Below are 18,089 nucleotides of genomic sequence, written 5' to 3' on the forward strand. Positions count from 1 at the left end.
TACGGGTTTTAACCCGTAGTGTAACATGTCATCATCACCACAGGTTGAAACCTGTGGCTAGTAAATTTATCATTATAAAAAGTGTCGTATTATCTCTATATTATCTCACTTTTTATATGGTTAGAAGATATAATCTTGAGATATTTATCTTGACATTTGGCTAGATTAATGGTTATAATAACAATAAATCCAAAACTGAATAGCTACTTTAATCGCTGAGTTCTATATTAAGATAGAAGCGGGGGACCCACTTTCTTTTGGGGCGAATCCAATATTGAGTTTCAGTTTAAATCTAGATTGAGTAAAGAACTTAAAGTTCATTTACTTAACCTTAAACTAAAGCTAAGACTCAAATGGTAAGGTTACCTTTAACCTGAGTCCGACAGCTAACCTCGTAAGCGTTGAAAAGGGGTAGGCCGTAGTATATCTGAAATACTGATCTAGTATATTTCTATGCATTTATTTTAACTAAATTGCATGGATTATACTCATTAAAGTTAGCTTCAGATATATCATTTTATAGACTTCAAAAGGCTATAGCTACCTGCTATAGCCTTTTTTAAATTATAAAATAGATTGATTTTATTTAGTTAATAATAGCCTTGTGAGGTGGTGCAATGATTAAAAATTTGAGTTTAAAGACTAAAATTTTATTAGGATACATAGTTATTATCTTGATTACAATTGGTGTTGCTCTTTGGTCTATCAATAATTTTATGACCTTAAATGAAGCGATACATGATATTATGGTTGAAAATTATCGGAGTGTTATTGCTGCTGAGAATATGGTAGAATCCCTTGAGAGACAGGATAGTGCCGAGTTAATCTTTATCTTCGGACAGAAGGAAAGAGCCTTAAATATTTTTCGAGAAAATCAGATGCAATTTATGAAGTATTTATCAAGAGCTGAAGATAATATTACAATTTCTGGTGAGGAGAAGATTATCAATAATATTAATAAAGATTATCAAGTTTATTTAGATAAATTTTGGAATTTAAGGCAGCTTTCTAACCAAGATAATCTGCAAAAGATTCAAGATTATTATTTACAAGAGTCCATGCTTCAGTTTCAGACAGTAAAAAATGAAGCCAGAAAGCTATTAATGATCAATCAAGAACATATGAAAAAGTCTCAGCAGAAAGCAAATAATAATGCTAGCCAAGCAATTTATTCTACAATAGTATTTTCTGTACTTGCAGTAATTTTAGCTATTGTACTTGGAATTTATATCTCTAATCTGATTATTAGACCGACTAAAAGATTGACAGAAATAGTAAAAGAGGTAGCTGATGGAGATTTAGAACAGATTATTGAAATTGATACTAAAGATGAAATTGGAGAGTTAGCAGCAGAGTTTAATAGCATGACTCAAAGGCTAAGAGAGTATGAAGAGATGAATGTGTCTAAATTGATTGCTGAGAAAAATAAATCAGAAGGTATAGTAAAGAGTATTTCTAGCCCTTTGTTGGTGACCGATGATGATAATAAGATACTACTAATTAATCCTCGTGCTGAAAAGTTATTTAAGCTAGAGGAAGAAGATGTATTAGGCAATCATTTCTTAGAGACAGTTAAGGAAGAGAGAATCTTTAATTTAATTACTGAAACCTTAAATTCAGGCTCAGAACAATCTGGTAAAGATAGTAGAGTAATTAAGTTTGAACAGAAGAATGAAGAGCTATATTTTAGAGTTAGCACAACCCTAGTAAAGGATAAAAGTGGAGATACTAAGCTAGTAGTAACCTTACTTGATGATATTACTCATCTTAAAGAGGTAGATGAGATGAAGTCGGAATTTGTTTCTATGGTCTCCCATGAATTTAGAACACCATTAACCTCTATGAATATGGGTATCAGCATGCTCTTAGAAGGCAATATTGGTGAGGTTAATGATAATCAGCAGGAGTTATTAGAAGTAGCTAAGGAAGATTGTGAGCGTTTAAATAATTTAGTAGATGATTTATTAGACTTATCAAAGATAGAGTCAGGAGAGATAAATTTAGAATTTGATAATATACAAGTAGAGAAGATATTTGAGGCATCAATCAAACCTTTTGTTGATCAAGCTAAGAATAAAGGGGTAGAGTTGGTAGCAGATAATATAGATGATTTAGCGGTTCATGCTGATTTAAATAAAATTACTTGGGTAATTACTAACTTAATAGGCAATGCTCTTCGTTATACCAACTCAGGTGATCAGATTAAGCTTTTAGCTGAGAAGAAGGGTCATAAAGTTCATATTTCTGTTACTGATACTGGTGAAGGAATTCCAAAAGAATATCAGCATAAAATCTTTGATAAATTTGTCAGGGTAGGAGGTGATAAGGATAAAGACACTGGTTCAGGCTTAGGTCTGGCAATTTCTAAAGAGATGATTGAAGCCCATGGTGGTAGAATTTGGGTTGAAAGTGAAGTGGGAGAGGGTACTACATTTACCTTTACTCTTAAATTACCAAAGTAGGTGGTTGAATTGAATAAAATATTAGTTGTTGAAGATAGTAAGAATATTGTAACTGTGTTAAAGATCTGTTTAACTAATGCTGGATATGAGGTTAAGATTGTATCTGATGGGGTAGATGCCGTTGATACAGCCTTTGACTGGGAACCAGATTTAATCTTATTGGATATTAAGATTCCTAAGATGAATGGTTTTTTGGTCTGTGAGACCTTGAAGAAGGATGAATCGACAGCTCAAATACCGATTTTAATGATGAGTGCTAAAGCAGAAGAAGAGGATATTAAGAAGGCTTATGATTTAGGGGCTGATGATTATATTATCAAGCCAGTTGAGCCTAGTAAGTTATTAGAGAAGATTGCATCCTATCTATAAATAAAAAGGGGAGATTTATAATGGATAAAAAGAAGATTTTGATTATTGATGATGAGAAGAATATTAGAATTACTTTAAAGCAATGCTTGAATCAAGATTATGAAGTGGTTACAGGTGTCAATGGTGAAGATGGATTAGAAAAGTTCAAAGATGATGATTTTGACCTTGTATTACTTGATATGAAACTACCAGGAATTAATGGAATTGAAGTCCTAAAGAAACTGAAAGATTTAGATAACAATGTTAGTATCATTATGATTACAGGCTTTGGAACGATAGAGACAGCAGTGGAGACTATGAAGATGGGGGCGGTAGATTATCTCAGAAAGCCTTTTGCTCCTAATGAAATTCGAGAGATAGTCAAAGAGGTACTAGATAGGCAGAACTTAGCAGTATCTGATGAAGAATTGAATAGCTATGAAGATTATTTAAGTTATGCTAAATCTGCTATTAATAAGCGTGACTTTACAAAGGGCTATGATTACTTGCAAAAAGCAGTTGGTCTAGAGGCTACTAAGCCAGAAGCCTTTAATTTGATGGGGGTAATTATGGAGTTGCAGGATAATTTATCAGAGGCTCAAAAGAATTATAGAGCTGCTTTATCTTTAGATCCGGCTTATCGTCCAGCTCAAGAGAATTTAGAGCGAAGTACTCAATTTGATTATCAGAAGGAAGGTATCAATCTAGGTGAGGAAATTGATAAGGAAGGTGAGTAATTATGTATATTGTAGTTATAGGCTGTGGTAGGAGTGGCTCTTATCTAGCTAATCAACTATCTAAAGCAGGAGAAGATGTAGTGGTGATAGATAAGAAGTTTGGATCTTTTGATAGATTATCAGCAGAATTTACAGGTTTTACAATCAATGGAGATGCTACGGAAATAGAGATATTAAAGTCGGCTAAATTTGATAAAGCTGATGTGGTAGTAATTACTACTGATAATGATAATGTTAATGCCATGATTGCTCAAATAGCTAGTGAATTATATCAAATACCAAAGGTGATGGTTAGACTCTTAGATCCAGAGAAGGAAGTTATTTATCGTAATTTAGATGTGATTACAATGAGTCCTACCAATTTATTGGTAGATAAATTTACAAGAGAGATTATTGGATAATAGGGAGAGATTAGTATGAGAATTATAATGGTTGGTGGAGGAAAGGTAATTTATTACTTAGCTAAGAATTTCTTGGCTAAGGGATATCAGGTCTCTATAATAAATAAAGATGAAGAGTATTGTCAGCTTTTAGCTCGGGAGCTTAATTGTTTGGTGATTAATGGTGATGGTTCTAAGCCTGATTCTTTAAGGCAAGCAGAAGCTAATAAAGCAGATGCAATTCTATCCTTGACAGGAAATGATCCAGATAATTTATTTATCTGTCAATTGGCTCAGAGAGAATTTGGTGTACCTAAGACCTTCTCTGTGGTCAATAATCCCGATAATGAAAAGATATTTAAAGAGTTAGGGGTAGAGACTATCTTTAATACTACCAAGCTAATTTCTTTATTGATTGAGCAGAGAGTAGAAGTGGCTGATGTCAATAATTTATTATCGATTGAAGAGGGGAGAATTAATATCTCCCAAGTTATTTTACAAAATAGTTCGCCGGTTTTAGGTAAGACTTTAAAGGAGATTGATCTTCCTCGGGATATAGTTTTTGGTTGTATTATTAGAGGGGAAGAGGTCGTTATTCCTAAGGGCGATACTCAGCTATTAGAGGGAGATAAGGTATTAATTATTACTCTACCAGAGAATCAAGGAGAGGCTTTTGCTGTATTATCTGGTGATTGACAACTCCACGTCCGTTCCTGTAGTCACGAACAGGGATTCTTAATAGTTCAAGACTATCTTTTCTATTGACATTACGCTGGAATATCCCGACTGAAAGGTCTAATATTCCATTCAATAGAACAACTAATGGAGTTAGAATTATACCTAATTCCAAAGGGTGATGTCAATTCACCTTCTAACCTAGAGGACTTATCTAAAGTCCTTCTAGTATACTTTCTATAAATATTAATAGCGGCAATACTATCTCTATGATATGAAAAACCACATTGACAGATATAGTTTCTATTATTAGGTTTATGTCTTTTGTTACATTTGGGGCAAGTTTGACTAGTGTAGCTTTCTTCTTGATAATCCACCTTAATACCTACTGATTGAGCTTTATACTCTATCATATCTGTTAATTGCCTATATATCCATTGATGAAGTTTTTGATTAGTCTTAGTACCAAAACTAATGTTTTCTCTAATACCTTTAATATCACCAATCACAATAGTAGAAACATTATTTTTAATACAGTAGCTAATAAGATGTGATGAATATTTTTGCAAAACATCATTAATCTTATTTCTACTTTTAAGCATAAGTTTCTTTTTACCACGATTGGACTTGTTCCAGCGATTAGAGTATTTTTGACACTTAGACATTTTATTTTGCAATTTGGATAACTCTTTATTTCTAAATCTAATAAATGAATTAAGTTTTCCACCATTATAAATAAAACTTTGTTCTCCATCAAAAGTTACCATTGGGTGAATTTGACCTAAATCAATAGCTAAAACCTTATCATTGTCATAGTTTATTTGTTTGTTCTCAATATCAACTACAATATGAAGTTTATAGACCTGTTCCTTGTGATGATAAATAATTTCAGCATACTTAGGTTTTTGATTTAAACTTTTGGTCTTAATTTCTAATGGTGTAGTACCTCTACCATTAGATAATTTCAGAAAACCATTTTTTAGTTTAATAGCAGACTTTTTATAAATTACCTTATTAAATTTTCTAGTCCGATATGGTGGATTAGCATTATCGGTTTTATCCATTGATTTAAAGAATGATTTAAGATTAGTATAATATTGTTGTACTGCTCCTTGCTTAGATTGTGAGTGCATAGCAAATCCACTAGCATATAGTTTAATTAATTTCTCCATATCATTTTTATTTAACCAAATATCTTTAGATTGCTTTAATTTAAAAATAGTAGATACAGTTTTAGAGTATATTCTACCACTTAATTTAGATAATCTATGTGCTAATTCTTGTTGTTTAATAGGCAGTATATAAGTTTTATTCACGATTAACACCTCCTTTCAACTTAATTTAATTATATCGCAACATTCTAGAACTTGCAAGTTGTTTCTAGAAATGGCATACTTAATGTGGAGGTGATAATATGTCATTAAAAAATAGAACTAAAATAGGTACTACTTTAAGCAAGGAAATTAATGAAAAATTAGAAAAGCTACATCAAGCAACACATATCCCTAAGTCTAAATTGTTCGACGAGGCTATTAAGGATTTATACGAAAAGTATAAGAATAATTTTAATTTTCAGATTGACTAAAAATTAAAATAGCCAATTTACCCCCGCCCTTAAAAACATAAGGGTAAGGCTTTCTTGGCTATAATTTGGTAAGAAGCGGAGGAACTTAAGATGAGATATAAAAGTATTATCAGAGAACGGTATAAGTTAATAACAAAATATATTGGAATCCTAACGATGGCAATTGGTGGATTTTTATTACTACCACTGTTGGTTTTACCTTTTTACCCCAAAGAAATAGTTTATATAAAGGCATTTTTAATTCCAGCTGCTATCTTCTTTGGGGTTGGACTTTTACTGTGGAAATTAACACCTGTCAAAGATGAAGTTACCCTTTCCTTAAAGGAAGGTGGGATTATAGTTTTAATCTCTTGGATTATAGCTATTATAGCTTCTGCTATACCTTTTATGATAACAGGAGAGCTAAACTTTACCCAAGCCGTCTTTGAGGCTACTAGTGGTTGGACAACGACAGGATTATCGGTAGTTGATGTGACTAAGGCTTCTCATGTCTTTTTGATGTGGAGAAGTATTATGCAGTTCTTTGGAGGGGTAGGATTAATAGTAGTAATGTTATCTTCTGTTTTGCATCCTTATGGCTTTGGATTATATAATGCCGAGGGTAGAAGTGACCAATTATTACCCCATGTTAAGAAGTCAACTAAGGCTATTATGTATATCTACCTTGGATATATTATTGGAGGGACTATTTTATATGTGATAGCTGGAATGGGAGTCTTTGATGCGATCAATCACGCTATTCCTGCATTATCGACAGGTGGATTCTCAACTAAGGTTGACAGTATAGGTCATTGGAATAGTCTTCCGATAGAGATGGTAACTTGGTTATTGATGATCTTAGGAACGATTAATTTTGCTACCCACTTTGCCTTATTAAAGGGGAAGTTTAAGGTTTTTTTTAAAAATGGTGAGATTAGATTATTATTATTCATCATCGCTATCTTTACTCCAATTGTCAGTTATTTTTCCTTAAATGGCTTATATACAAGTCTGCCTGCTACAGTCAGACGAGGATTTTTTGAAGTAGTATCTGCTATTTCAACTACAGGATTCTCTTTAGATACTTTCAGTAATTGGAATCAATTTGGTGTTTTAGCGATGGTTTTATTGATGTGGATTGGTGGTGGAACTGGTTCTACAGCAGGTGGTATTAAGCTATATAGGATTTATCTAATGATTAAGTCGGTCTGGTGGGAGTTAAAGGGATATTTCTTACCTCCAAATTCTGTAGTAGAGAATTATATCTGGAGAGGAGAACAAAAGTTATACATTAAGGCAGAATATATTCGTGAAACTGCAAATTATATTTATCTTTATATGGTTACATACTTTATTGGAGTTTTAATTTACTTAGCTTATGGATATGGTTTGGCAGAATCGATGTTTGAATTTGCTTCTTCTTTAGGTACTGTTGGACTATCAATTGGGATTACCAGCCCTGATGCTCCAGCAGGAATCTTATGGACTCAAACAGTGGGAATGTTCTTAGGAAGACTGGAGTTTTTAGTAATCTTCTTTGCTGTTGCCAAGATAGCTAAGGATGTTAAATATTTAGCTACAGAATAGTGTTAATCATCGTTTTAAGATAGATTAGTAATTAGCACTCTGTCTTTACAACAATTTTAAATTATAGTATAATGAACAAAATAATTAAATAACAAACGCTTAATCTTAAATAAGAGCGGGGGAACCATCTTTTGGGGTGAATCTAATAGTAAGTTTAAGTCTAAGGCTGAGTTTAAGTAAAAGATTTAAAATAATCAGTATTTCATAGTTTACTTATGTTTAACCTTAAACTTAGTCTTAGTATTAGTAGGGCTATCCTTTTAGCCCGAATCCGACAGCTAACCTCGTCAGCGTAAAAGGGAGGCCGATTAAGTATCTACATAGGGTGTCCTATGTCTTTTTTTATTTTCTAGATAATTTTTAAATTTAAAATAGTGGTGATTGTTAACAGAAAGAGAGGTTTAAGTATGAAAAGAAGATTGAGTATCCATAATTTAACCCCAGCTCAGATATTATCTTTGGGTTATTTGATTGTAATATTATTAGGGGCTATATTATTGACTTTACCTATAGCAACTACTGATGGGGAAGGGATGAACTTCTTAGATTCGGTCTTTACAGCTACTTCAGCTACAGCTGTGACTGGATTGATTGTAGAGAATACAAGTACCTTCTTTACTATGTTTGGACAGATAGTAATTCTATGTCTGATTCAAATTGGTGGATTAGGAATTATGTCTATGTCTACTCTATTTGCACTTTTGTTAGGAAAGAAGATTACTTTAAGAGAGAGGTTAATTATTCAACAAGACTTAGATCAATTTGAATTATCAGGGATTATCAGGATAGTAAAGTATGTAATTGGTGTAACCTTTACTATTGAAGGTATAGGTGCATTTATTCTATTTATTAGATTCTTATTTGAGATGCCAGTAGGAAAGGCGCTATATTTTGGTATTTTTCATTCCATTTCTGCTTTTAATAATGCTGGGTTTGATATTTTTGGAAATAGTTTAGAGAATTTCACAGGTGACATCGTCGTTAACCTAGTGATTACATCTTTGATAATTATAGGTGGAATCGGTTTTGCTGTGATTGCAGAGGTCTATTCAGGTAAGAGATTTAAGAACTTCTCCTTACAGACTAAGCTAGTATTAAGTGTAACAGCTATTTTACTTATTGTAGGAACTATTATCTGTTTTGTTTTAGAGTACTCTAATCCAGCAACTATAGGGAATCTTCCTTTAGGAGAGAAGGTGATAGCTTCTTATTTCTTGGCGGTTACTCCAAGAACAGCTGGTTTTAATACTGTTTCAACGGGAGCTTTGAGAGGTTCTACGATATTCTTTACGATTATTCTGATGTTTATTGGTGCTTCGCCGGGCTCAACTGGTGGTGGAGTCAAGACAACTACCTTTGGAGCCTTGGGGGCAGTGTTATACTCTAGAGCAACAGGTAGAGATGATGTTGAGCTCTTTAAAAGAAGGTTAGGTAAAGAAACGATTTATAATGCTTTGTCTATTGTATTGATTGCATTATTGTTAGTAGTGACTGTAACTATGATTTTAACTATAACTGAGAATGGTGAATTTTTAGATTTATTTTTTGAAGCAGTTTCGGCCTTTGGTACTGTAGGACTATCTACTGGGGTAACTGGTAGCCTATCTTTGATAGGTAGGATTGTAATAATTCTTACTATGTTTGCAGGTAGAGTAGGTCCATTGACAATAGCCTTGGCTGTTGGTGAGAGAAAGGATAAAGTTAATATTAGATATCCAAAAGAGAAGATTTTAGTTGGATAAGGGAGGTCTAGATTAATGAAACAATTTATGGTTGTAGGTTTGGGGAGATTTGGTTCAAGTGTAGCTACTACATTAGCTAGTAAGGGTTATGATGTATTGGTTGTTGATTCAGATGCAGATAAGGTTCAAGAGATCAGTAGTTTAGTAACCCATGCAGTACAGGCAGATGCTACTGATGAAGATGCTCTCAAGACTTTGGGAGTCAATAATTTTGACATTGCTATAGTCAGTATCGGGGCAAATATTCATGCCAATATCTTGGCTACTCTGATATTAAAGGAGCAAGGTGTCAAGTATGTTGTGGTAAAGGCTCAAGATGGTTTACATGGTAAGTTGTTAACAAAAGTAGGTGCTGATAAGATAGTCTATCCAGAGCGTGATATGGGAGTAAGGGTAGCAAACAATTTAATTTCTGCTAATGTCTTAGATTATATTGAGCTGGCTCCAGGCTACAGTATTGCAGAGGTAGTAGCTTCCGAGAAGTTATCGGGAATGACTTTGGCTGAAACGGATATTAGAGGAAAATTTGGAGTGAATGTAATAGCTATTAAGAATGAGCATAAAGTTAATGTTTCACCAGAGGCGACTGATGTAATAGATTCAGGTGATATTTTGGTAGTTATGGGTCATGAGGATGGCTTAAAGCGTTTAAAAGAATATTAGAGAAAAACTGACCAACGTCTGTTGGTCAGTTTTTTGTATTTTTAGTAGTTAAAAAGGGGGATGATGGGTATATTGCGACACTTTTAAAATTAGCGTGAGTGGGTGTGTGAGTGTGAGTAACCCCCAATAGAAAGGCACTTCACACACACTCACACTCATAGCTCACACTCGACACAAAGTGTCGCATTATCTCTATTAAGCGATACTTCAATATAAAATTAAACTAGCATTATCAAAATAAATTTATAGTAAAGTTATAATCTTATTCGATTTAGGTAATATTAAGGGCAGAGTATTTAACAGGAGGTGAGATTAATTCTTGCCAAGACAAAGTGGCTAACTCCAGCTCGTTTTTTGACTATGGGTTATCTGATAGTCATTAGTATAGGGGCATTTTTGTTATCATTACCAGTGTCTACTGTAAATGGACAGGGCTTAAATCTAGTTGATGCATTGTTTACATCCACTTCAGCTACAGCTGTAACTGGTTTGATAGTGGTTGATACAGCTACCTATTTAACTACTTTTGGACAGGCTGTAGTATTGGTGCTTATTCAAATTGGTGGCTTTGGTTTTATGACTACCTCTACCTTATTTGCATTATTATTAGGAAGAAAGATTACCTTTAGAGAGCGGATAATTATTAGAGAGGAATTGAACCATTTTAGTTTAGCTGGTGTTATTAAATTGGCTCGTTATGTGATTTTATTGACTTTGGCTATTGAGTTAAGTGGTGCATTACTGCTTTTTTTCAAATTTAAAAACTCTTTACCAATATCCAAGGCTATTTTCTTTTCAGTCTTTCATGCTATTTCTGCCTTCTGTAATGCGGGATTTGCTCTTTTTAGTAACAGTTTAGAGAATTTTATTGGAGATTACTATATTAACTTTGTAATAACTACTTTATTTATTTTAGGTGGCCTTGGCTTTGCTGTTATTGCTGACTTATATCAAAAGAGAAGGTTCAAATCTCTATCATTAAATAGTAAGTTAGTGTTAGTAACTACTTTAATTTTAATTTTAATCGGTACCATAGGTATCTTTCTATTAGAGTTATCCAATCCTGATACCTTTGGAGGGTTGACTTTAAAGGATGAACTAATCTCTGCCTATTTCCAAGGGGTTACTCCTAGAACAGCAGGCTTTAATACAATTCCAATAGGTAAGTTAACTCAGGGGAGTCTATTTTTGATTATTATCTTAATGTTTATTGGAGCTTCACCTGGTTCGACAGGTGGAGGGTTAAAGACTACTACAATTGGGGTATTAATAGTGGCTACATATTCATTGATAATAGGTAAGCGAGATGTAGAGTTATTTAAGAGAAGATTATCACAGATTACTGTCTATAAGGCTTTAGCTGTCACGATAGTCTCTTTGTTGGTAATTATTATAGCAACCTTGATCTTATCAATTACGGAGCAGTTTGATTTTATCCATGTGTTTTTTGAGACGGTATCTGCTTATGCTACAGTCGGTTTATCTACAGGTATAACTGGAGACTTAAGTACTATCGGGAAAATTTTAATTACAATTATAATGTTTACTGGTCGGGTGGGTCCGTTGACCTTGGCTATGGCACTTGGAGAGAGAGATAAGAAGAATAAGATTAAATATCCAGAGGAGAAGATACTAATTGGCTAGTTAGGGGGGGATGAATTTGAGACAGTTTATAGTTGTTGGTTTGGGAAGATTTGGATATAGTGTTGCTAAAACTCTGGCCGATAAGCATTATGATGTTCTGGCAATTGATACTGATGAGGAGAAGGTACAAGATATAAGTAGTATAGTCACCCATGCTGTACAAGCAGATGCTACCGATGAAGATGCTTTAAAGACTTTGGGGGCAAGCAATTTTGATGTAGCAGTAGTGAGTATCGGAGAGAACATTCATGCTAATATCTTAGCTACTTTGATTTTGAAGGAGTTAGGTGTGAAAAGCGTCGTTGTCAAGGCTAAAGATCAGTTGCATGGAAAGGTATTAGCTAAGGTTGGGGCAGATAGGATTGTCTATCCAGAGAGGGATATGGGGATGAGGATAGCAAATAATTTAATCTCTTCTAATGTCTTAGAGTATATAGAGTTGGCCCCTAATTATAGTGTTGTAGAGATCGCAGCTGATGAGAATATGTATGATAAAGATCTATTAGATTTGCAGTTAAGGAGCCGTTTTGGAGTTAATGTAATGGCAATCAAAAGTGAAGAAGGTATAAATATTTCACCACGAGCAGAAAGTAAGATTAAAGCAGGTGATACCTTAATAGTAATGGGGGATAATGATAGCCTTGATGAATTAAGGAAGATGTAGAAATGGAGAAGCAGAGATGGGAACGTTAGAAGAAGCAAATCAATATTTAGATAAAATAAAGATTGATAAATTAGAATTATTAGAGTGCTAATCACTATTTGTATTAATATAATAAATTATGATATAATAACTCGTGTTATTATCAGAAGGGAGTTATTATAGAATGAAGATATCTAGTTTTACAAATAATAGAATTAAATATTTGCGTTCTTTATATCGTACTAAGTATATTAGACAAGAGGGTAAGTTTGTTTTAGAAGGCGTTAGAATTATCGAAGAAGCAATTAAGGAAGATGTAAATATAGAGCAGGTCTTTTATTCAGATTACTTAATTAGAAATCAGCGGGGAGAAGAGTTATTAGCTGCCCTAAAAGATGGCGGTATAGATGCAATCGAGGTTGATGATGAGATTATTCAGCAGGTTGCTGATACCGAAAGTCCTCAAGGGATAGTAGCGATTGTAGAACAAGTTAACTATAGTCTAGCTGATATATTAACGGGAGATAATAAGCTGATCTTGATAGTTGATCAAGTACAAGATCCAGGAAATTTGGGCACAATCATTAGAACTGCCGATGCAGCAGGAGTAGATGGTGTGATTACTACTAAAGGAACGGTAAGTCTCTATAATCAGAAAACCATTCGGGCTACTATGGGTTCTTTATTCAGAGTTCCTATTTATAGGGCAAGTGATTTGGGTGAATTGAAGAATATCTTAGATGATAGTGGTGTTAGGGTTGTTGTTGGCGATATTAATGGTGATAAATATCATTTTGAAGCTGATTATTTACCTTCTACAGCGATTATTGTAGGCAATGAAGGTCAGGGTCCAAGGGATGAGTTGATAGAATTTGCTGACCAATTGATTAAGATACCTTTAGTTGGTGATGCAGAATCTTTGAATGTAGCTATGGCTGCTGGGATAATGGTCTATGAGGCTATCAGGCAGAGAATAGTGATTGAGTAATCAGTAAGCAGTCACCATCATTTTAACCTTGTGATTATTAGAGAGCTATGATATAATTTTAAACAAATTAAATTGATAATGCCTTTAAAGTTACATAATAAATTGAATATGACTAAAAGCTGTGAAGGAGAGAGTAGTTTAGAACTTATTTTATCAGGGAGTGGATACCATAGACTGAAAGTATCCTTAAAATGAGACTAAGTGAAGTTCACTCTGGAGCTACTGGCTGAAAAGCAATTAATAAATACTAAATAATAATTAATAAATAGAATTTAAAATATTTATTATGTATTCTTTGTTATTTATTATTTAAATAATTTCAAGTAGGCTATGTCGGTCTTCTGCCGTTATCAGAGATTAAGAGAATCTAGTGTAGTTACAGCTTGAAAGCTAATAAGCAAGTAACTATTTAATGGATTAAGCAAGGTGGTACCGCGGAAGATAAACTCTTTCGTCCTTAGTTAAGGATGAAAGAGTTTTTTTATTTGCTTAAAAATATTAAATATTTTATAAGGAGGAATTAGAGATGGAAGAGAAGATAAAAGGATTGCAACAAGAAGCCATTGAGGCTATTAAGTCTGTCGATAATCTAGAAAATCTAGAAGAATTAAGAATTAAATATTTGGGTAAAAAGGGAGAATTGACTCAGATTCTTAGAGGGATGGGTAGTTTGTCTCCAGAAGAGAGACCGGTAGTTGGTAAGCTGGTTAATGTAGTAAAAGGAGAGTTGAATAAGCTCCTTAGTGAGAAAGAAATTACTCTAAAGGAAGTTGCTAAACAGCAACGTTTGAAGTCAGAAGGTATTGATGTTACCTTGCCAGGTAAAAGGAGAGAATTAGGAAAGCAGCATCCTTTAACTTTAGCGTTTAATGAGATTAAAGAGTTATTTTTAGGTCTAGGGTTTGAAATTGCTGAAGGACCTGAAGTAGAGAAGGATTATTATAATTTTGAGGCTTTAAACTTTCCTGCAAATCACCCAGCAAGAGATATGCAAGATACATTTTATGTAGGTGGGGATGTGTTGTTGAGAACTCATACCTCTGGTGTACAGGTTAGAACTATGGAAAAGGCTGAGCCACCAATTAGAGTTATTGCTCCAGGTAGAGTTTATCGCTCTGATGAAGTAGACGCTACTCATAGCCCAGTATTCCATCAAGTTGAAGGGTTAATGATAGATAAGGATATATCCTTTGCTAATTTAAAGGCTATATTAATTAAAGTAGTACATGAGTTATTTGGTGAAGATAGAGAGGTTAGATTTAGACCAAGTTACTTCCCATTTACTGAGCCGAGTGCTGAGGTTGATGTATCTTGTGCCAGTTGTGGTGGAGAAGGATGTAGAATTTGCTCTGGTACAGGCTGGTTAGAGATTTTAGGTTCAGGTATGGTTCATCCTAATGTATTGGAAATGTCAGGGATAGACTCAGAAGAGTATAGTGGATTTGCCTTTGGTATTGGAGTAGAGCGGATTGCTATGTTGAAGTATGGAATTGATGATATGAGATTATTATATGAGAATGATATTAGATTTTTAGAGCAATTTTGATATAAAAAATGACCAAGTTCAATTTTTATAGTGTCGGTGTGAGTGGTTAGTGTGAGCAAGTTCTAAAGACTTAAAAATTTTTAGTATTGTTTATCTAGATAGAAACAGTGTAATTTAGCGATAAGTTGGTGATAGTTTAAACTGGTTACAGGAGAAGAGGATTAAATAATTTTTTTCACCAATCACCAATCACTAATTAATAGTAACTAATATAAAGGGGGATAACGATGAAAGTTTCATATAAATGGTTGAAGGAATATGTTGATTTTGATTATACGCCAGAAGAGTTGGCTGAGAAGTTGACTTTGGCTGGATTAGAGGTTGATGGGATTGAATATAAAGGAAGAGAGATTCAAGATATAGTAGTAGGACAGATAAAAGAGAAGGTTTCTCATGAGAATGCTGATAAATTATCAGTCTGTAAGGTTGATGTAGGTCAAGAAGAGGAATTACAGATAGTTTGTGGTGCTAAGAATATGGATGTTGGTGATAAGGTTCCTGTAGCAGTAGTTGGAACAACTATGCCCAATGGTATGAAAATTAATAAGGCTAAGCTAAGAGGTGTGACCTCTTTTGGCATGATGTGCTCTACTAATGAGTTAGAGCTTCCTGATGACGGAGAAGATGGTTTATTTATTTTGCCAGAGGAAGTTGTTATAGGTAATAAGTTGGTTGATGAGCTTAGTATTAATGACATAGTAATTGAATTGGATTTAACACCTAACTTTGCTCATTGTTTAAGTATGATTGGAGTAGCAAGAGAAGTCTCAGCAATGACAGGTAATGAATTGAAGTTACCTACAGTAGAAGTTGCAGAGATAGAAGAGGAGATAAATGATTGGGTTAAAGTAGAGGTTGAAGAGAATGAACTTTGTCCTCGTTATGCAGGTAGAGTAATTACCGGTGTAGAGGTAAAAGAGTCACCATTATGGTTGAAGAATAGATTAGAGTCTGCAGGAGTTAGACCAATTAATAATATTGTTGATGTAACTAACTTCATTTTAATGGAGCTTGGTCAACCATTACATGCCTTCGATTATGCTAAACTAGAGGGGGATAAGGTTGTAGTTAGGACTGCCAAAGCTGGAGAGAAACTGACTACTCTAGATGATGAAGAGAGAGAGTTAAATGAAGATGTGTTGGTAATTGCCGATGCCCAAAAAGCAGTCTGTGTAGCAGGAGTAATGGGTGGAGCTAATAGTGAGGTAACAGATGAGACTACTACTATCTTTTTAGAGAGTGCTAATTTCAATCCAGTATTTGTCCGAAAAACATCAAAAGAGTTAGGTATACATAGTGATGCTTCTCATCGTTTTGAACGTGGTGTTGATATCAATATAGTAGAATTTGCTTTAGATAGAGCTGCTCAATTGATTGCAGAGTTAAGTGGTGGTCAAATAATTAGAGGTAAGCAAGATATCTATCCTAATGCTGTTGAAGAGAAGGTTATTACAGTTAGACCAAGAAGAGTAAGTAAGTTATTAGGTGCAGAGTTTGCTAAGGTTAGAATTAAGACTTTATTAGAAAAGCTACACTTTGAAGTTGAAGATAAAGGTGATGTATTGGCAGTAACAGTTCCAGCTTTTCGTGTAGATGTAGAGCAAGAGGTTGATTTAGTTGAAGAGGTAGCTAGATTGTACGGATATGATAAGATAGAAGCTGTACAGCCAAGTGGCGGTATTACTCAAGGTAAAAAGACTTGGAAACAGAAGGTGGAGGATAAGACTAGAGAACTATTAGCTAGTTTAGGATTGTTAGAAGTACAGAATTATTCTTTTATAAATCCTGATTTTTTTGATAAAATAAATTTACCTGGAGATTCTTTTTTGAGGAAAACAGTTCAATTAAGTAATCCGATTGGTTATGAGTATAGTGCAATGAGAACTACATTGCTTCCAGGAATTTTGGAAAATGTCTCTTTCAATGTTAATCGTAATGCTGAGAATATAGCTCTATTTGAATTGGGTAAAGTCTTTATTCCTATAGATGATAAGAAATTACCTTTAGAGAAATTACAATTAACAGGGGCTATTATGAATAAAGATTTAAAGGATCCGTGGAATTTAAATGCACCAGGCTTCTTCTATTTAAAGGGAATATTAGAAGAGTATTTTGCTGCTTTAGCTGTAAATAATGTAGAATTTATTGTTGGAGAATATCCAACACTTCATCCAGGAAGAACAGCTCAGATTAAGATAGGGGATAAAGTGGTTGGATATCTAGGGGAATTGCATCCGGATGTCCAAGAAAACTATAAGTTAGAGGAGAGAGTTACAATTTTTGAGTTAGACTTCTCTGCGATTATAGATAATGCAACTTTTGCTAGGGAGTATATCTCACTACCTAAATATCCTGCTTCAACTAGAGATATTGCATTATTAGTTGATGATAAAGTGAGTAGTAAAGATATCGAAGGTATTATAATAAGATTAGGTAAGGATATTTTAGAGTCAGTTGAATTATTTGATCTATATCAAGGGGAACAGGTTCCAGCAGGATATAAGAGCTTAGCTTATTCATTGATTTATAGAAGGGAAGATAGAACATTAACTGATAAAGAAGTGAACAAAGTTCAAGCTAAAATTGAGAAAGAACTATATAATAAATTAGGAGCAAAGATTAGAGAATAGATATGATGATTCTGGGGTATCATATTATTGTGGTACCCTTCTATTAATTTTCTTGACAAACATTGAACTAGATGTTAATATAATAAACATTGCTTGAGAGGAAAAAGAAATTTTAAACTTTTCTTGACAATTATGATTAAAGATGTTAAATTATTAGTTGTGTTACGAGAAAGTGTTTTTTATCTTTAAGTTTTTTTGACGAGATTTAGTGATTTTGATATACTACATCTTGTCGCTTGTTAAGAACACTTTAAAAACTTCTTGACAAGGATTTTTTAAGATGTTATGATTAATGATGTTGTTGCCAAAAAACTTTCAAAAAGTTATTGACAACTGAAATGAGATTTGATAAAATATTAAATGTCGCTTATGAGAGCGACTCTAAATTTGGTCTTTGAAAACTAAACAATGCAAGTTTTGACCAAGCGTAATATAGAGCTAATCAAACTTTTGTTATTAAATGTGTATTCACATTTAAAT

At 33.6% G+C, this 18,089-nt stretch carries 15 protein-coding genes and 2 riboswitches; of the genes, 14 read left to right on the top strand and 1 reads right to left on the bottom strand.

Translation table 11 applies throughout. The annotated features are described in order from the left end of the window. Nucleotides 1-203 precede the first annotated feature (203 nt). Nucleotides 204-416: riboswitch (cyclic di-AMP (ydaO/yuaA leader) on the top strand. Nucleotides 417-617: 201 nt separating this feature from the next. Genes ACTCDL_RS06735 through ACTCDL_RS06755 form a run of 5 tightly spaced genes read left to right on the top strand, consistent with a single transcriptional unit; the run spans nt 618 to nt 4,623 of the window. Continuing rightward, on the top strand, nt 618-2,462 hold the full coding sequence (locus ACTCDL_RS06735; RefSeq protein WP_463175283.1) for an ATP-binding protein: 1,845 nt from the start codon (nt 618-620) through the stop codon (nt 2,460-2,462). After that, nucleotides 2,463-2,831 (top strand): response regulator transcription factor, encoded by a 369-nt coding sequence (locus ACTCDL_RS06740; protein WP_463175286.1) that lies wholly within the window; start codon nt 2,463-2,465, stop codon nt 2,829-2,831. It abuts the gene before it with no gap. Between the two features lie 20 nt (nt 2,832-2,851). Beyond that, nucleotides 2,852-3,547, top strand: a complete 696-nt coding sequence (locus ACTCDL_RS06745) for a tetratricopeptide repeat protein (RefSeq protein ID WP_463175288.1) — start codon at nt 2,852-2,854, stop codon at nt 3,545-3,547. A 2-nt stretch (nt 3,548-3,549) separates the two neighbouring features. After that, on the top strand, nt 3,550-3,948 hold the full coding sequence (locus tag ACTCDL_RS06750; protein ID WP_463175289.1) for a potassium channel family protein: 399 nt from the start codon (nt 3,550-3,552) through the stop codon (nt 3,946-3,948). A gap of 15 nt (nt 3,949-3,963) precedes the next feature. After that, nucleotides 3,964-4,623, top strand: coding sequence for a potassium channel family protein (locus ACTCDL_RS06755; protein ID WP_463175291.1), 660 nt, complete (start codon nt 3,964-3,966; stop codon nt 4,621-4,623). Between the two features lie 71 nt (nt 4,624-4,694). Here the strand turns inward: ACTCDL_RS06755 and ACTCDL_RS06760 are convergent, their stop codons facing one another. Next, nucleotides 4,695-5,918 (bottom strand): RNA-guided endonuclease InsQ/TnpB family protein, encoded by a 1,224-nt coding sequence (locus ACTCDL_RS06760; RefSeq protein WP_463175294.1) that lies wholly within the window; start codon nt 5,916-5,918, stop codon nt 4,695-4,697. 98 nt (nt 5,919-6,016) lie between these two features. On the opposite strand from ACTCDL_RS06760, the gene ACTCDL_RS06765 reads away from it, so the two are divergent. The 9 genes from ACTCDL_RS06765 (at nt 6,017) to pheT (ending at nt 17,609) form a co-directional block, all read left to right on the top strand. Beyond that, a complete protein-coding gene (locus ACTCDL_RS06765; protein WP_463175297.1) occupies nt 6,017-6,187 on the top strand; it encodes a ribbon-helix-helix domain-containing protein in 171 nt (56 codons plus the stop codon). Between the two features lie 90 nt (nt 6,188-6,277). After that, a complete protein-coding gene (locus ACTCDL_RS06770) occupies nt 6,278-7,753 on the top strand; it encodes a TrkH family potassium uptake protein (protein WP_463175298.1) in 1,476 nt (491 codons plus the stop codon). 86 nt (nt 7,754-7,839) lie between these two features. Continuing rightward, nucleotides 7,840-8,061, top strand: a riboswitch (cyclic di-AMP (ydaO/yuaA leader). A 99-nt stretch (nt 8,062-8,160) separates the two neighbouring features. Further along, a complete protein-coding gene (locus tag ACTCDL_RS06775; protein WP_463175300.1) occupies nt 8,161-9,495 on the top strand; it encodes a TrkH family potassium uptake protein in 1,335 nt (444 codons plus the stop codon). A 15-nt stretch (nt 9,496-9,510) separates the two neighbouring features. Further along, a complete protein-coding gene (locus ACTCDL_RS06780; protein WP_463175303.1) occupies nt 9,511-10,158 on the top strand; it encodes a potassium channel family protein in 648 nt (215 codons plus the stop codon). A 315-nt stretch (nt 10,159-10,473) separates the two neighbouring features. Next, complete coding sequence (locus ACTCDL_RS06785) at nt 10,474-11,802, top strand: TrkH family potassium uptake protein (protein WP_463175312.1); 1,329 nt, start codon at nt 10,474-10,476, stop codon at nt 11,800-11,802. 16 nt (nt 11,803-11,818) lie between these two features. After that, nucleotides 11,819-12,466, top strand: coding sequence for a potassium channel family protein (locus ACTCDL_RS06790; protein WP_463175304.1), 648 nt, complete (start codon nt 11,819-11,821; stop codon nt 12,464-12,466). 163 nt (nt 12,467-12,629) lie between these two features. After that, entirely contained in the window at nt 12,630-13,433 is an 804-nt protein-coding gene (locus ACTCDL_RS06795) for a TrmH family RNA methyltransferase (RefSeq protein ID WP_463175305.1), read from the top strand. 526 nt (nt 13,434-13,959) lie between these two features. Then, nucleotides 13,960-14,979, top strand: coding sequence for a phenylalanine--tRNA ligase subunit alpha (gene pheS, locus ACTCDL_RS06800; RefSeq protein WP_463175308.1), 1,020 nt, complete (start codon nt 13,960-13,962; stop codon nt 14,977-14,979). Between the two features lie 227 nt (nt 14,980-15,206). Beyond that, nucleotides 15,207-17,609, top strand: a complete 2,403-nt coding sequence (gene pheT, locus ACTCDL_RS06805) for a phenylalanine--tRNA ligase subunit beta (protein WP_463175311.1) — start codon at nt 15,207-15,209, stop codon at nt 17,607-17,609. Nucleotides 17,610-18,089 lie beyond the last annotated feature (480 nt).

This window comes from Orenia sp., assembly GCF_055140805.1.